Here is a 2520-nt window from a genome sequence, read left to right as displayed (position 1 = left end):
TTAAAAGCATCCTGCAGGCTTTGCTGGGCCAGCTTTACTTCCAGGGTGGTGGAAACGCCCTGCCGGAAACGCTCTAAGGCTACCATGGCATTTTCACGCGCCAGGCCGATATTCTCTTCTTCCAGCGTTACAGATTGCTTGTAATATTCGTAGTTCTTAAAAGTAGAATCAATGCTGAGACTGACGCGCGTTTGCGCATTCTCCAGCCATAGCTTCTGATACTCTACATTCAGCTTAGCATTTTTTACCTGCCTTTTTACATCCAGCCCGTTGAAAATAGGAATGGTAGCGGTAAAGCCGTAGTTGAACACCCCGTTCTGGTTAAAGATAGGGCTGAAAGAGTTGGTGGCTGCATTGGAATTTACCCGGCTGAAGTTGTACGCGGAGTTAAAGGACACTACCGGGAAGTAGGCGCCCTTGGCGGTTTTCAGATCAATTTGTGAAATGAACAGGTTTTGCTGTGCTACTTTCAGCGCCGCGTTGTTACGCATGATCTCCTGCTGCAGGTTGCCGTAGATCAGCTCCAGGTTAATGGGAATAGAATCTTCTACCTCATAGGTGGTATTAGCCACCGCTACCACCATCAGCTGGTTCAGGGCAGCCTTACGCTGTGAGATAACAGTTTGCTGGCGCAGGTATGCTGCTTTTTGTGCGTTATAGTCCACGCGTGATTGCAGCAGGTCTGTTTTAGGCGCCAGCCCGGTCTGGAACTTGGCATCCGACAGCTTTACCCGTTCTTCCGAAATAGACATCTGCTCAGAGAGATTGCGCAGCTGCTGTTTTTGCTGTACTATATCGTAATAGCCATTAATAATATCGGCAATGGTATTGATCATTTGATCGCGCAGGGCCAGGTTGCCCAGGTCGCGCAGGCCTTCCAGGCGATCGCGGGAGGTGAACATACGCAGCCCGTCAAACAAGGTCCAGTTAAGGCTTACATTGCCGGTGTAGTTGTTGCTTTTAATACCGCTGGTATCCCGCTTATTGCCATTGGCAAATTCCTGTTTGGTGCGGGTATGGCTCCAGGTTCTGCCGGCAGTGGCATTTACGCGGGGCACAAAAGCCATGTTTACATAGGCATAATCATTTGCATAGATCGCTGCATCATTCTGAGCCAGCCTGATATCGTAGTTATTCTTCAGGGCCAGGTCTATGGCCTGGTCCAGTGTAAGCACCTGCTGGGCATACCCTTGCATGAACCCTAACAGCAGTGTACAAAATATGATAGTTGATCTCATCTCTTGATTTACGATTTACGATTTTAGATTTACGATTTGTGGCGAAGTATGTCCCGGATAAATCGTAAATCTAAAATCTGAAATCTAAAATAGAATTATGCATGTGCAGCCGCTGCATCTTTACTGATGAAGGCTTCCTGTCCTTCTTCCAGTTCCGCCTCTTCTTCATTTTCTTTAGCAGGCTTTCTTCTTGAAAGAAAGCTGTACATAGCCGGTATTACAAATAAGGTAAGTACCAGTGAAAAGACAATACCTCCTACAATTACGATCCCCAGCGGAATACGGCTGGTGGCCGCTGCGCCCAATGACATGGCAATGGGCAGCGCACCCAGGGCCATGGCCAGGCTGGTCATGAGGATGGGGCGTAAACGCATGGTGGCTGCATCAATTACTGCGCGTTTTTTGATCATGCCGCTATCGCGTTTGTGGTTGGCAAATTCTACGATCAGGATCCCGTTCTTGGTTACCAGCCCAATTAACATGATAACGCCGATCTGTGAAAAGATGTTCCAGGTTTGATTAAACAACCACAACGACAACAGCGCACCGGCAAAGGCCAGCGGCACCGTGATCATAATAATTAAGGGATCAACCCAGCTTTCAAACTGCGCGGCCAGCACCAGGTAAATAAGCACCAGGGCCAGCACCAGCGCAAACATGGTATTGGAGCCGCTTTCCGCAAAGTCGCGGGAGGAGCCGGAGAGCGCGGTGTTAAAGGATTCATGGATCACGCCTTCTTTCTTCAGCCGGTTAAAAATGTTGTACATGGCATTAATACCATCTCCAATAGTTTTACCCGGCGCCAGGCTGGCGGATACGGTAGCGGATTTGTACCGGTTAAAGTGGTAAATAATGGGCGGGCTGGTTTCTTCCCGGATGGTCACCAGGTTATCCAGCTGAATGGCTTCGCCCAGATTATTACGCACATAAATGTTCTGCAGATCAGCCGGGTCATCGCGGTTGGCGCGGAACACCTGGCCCATTACCTGGTACTGTTTACCATTACGTATAAAATAGCCATAACGCAGGTTGCTCAGCGCAAGCTGCAGGGTTTGTGAAATGTCTTCTACGGATACGCCCAGCTCACTGGCTTTTTCGCGGTTAATATGAATGCGCAGCTCCGGCTTGTTAAACTTCAGGTCCACATCAATGGCCTGGAAAGTTGGATCGGCATTGGCTTCTTCCAGGAAACGGGGCAGCACGGCCGCCAGCGTATCAAAGTTGATATGCTGCAGCACAAAGGCTACGGGCAGGCCACCGCGGCGGCCTACCTGTATGGTTT

The 2520-nt window shown here is 49.5% G+C and carries 2 protein-coding genes; both read right to left on the bottom strand.

The features are described from left to right. Nucleotides 1-1238 (bottom strand): TolC family protein (locus VIM87_RS08155; protein ID WP_331996503.1); only part of this gene is annotated, 1238 nt, incomplete at its 3' end. 95 nt (nt 1239-1333) lie between these two features. Further along, nucleotides 1334-2520, bottom strand: a 1187-nt coding sequence (locus tag VIM87_RS08150) for an efflux RND transporter permease subunit (RefSeq protein WP_331996502.1), incomplete at its 5' end; no start/stop codon positions are given.

The sequence above is a fragment of the Chitinophaga sp. genome (genome assembly GCF_036569125.1).
Taxonomy (GTDB): domain Bacteria; phylum Bacteroidota; class Bacteroidia; order Chitinophagales; family Chitinophagaceae; genus Chitinophaga.
The sequence above is the reverse complement of the archived record's forward strand: the minus strand, read 5'-3'. Positions and strand labels throughout refer to the sequence as shown.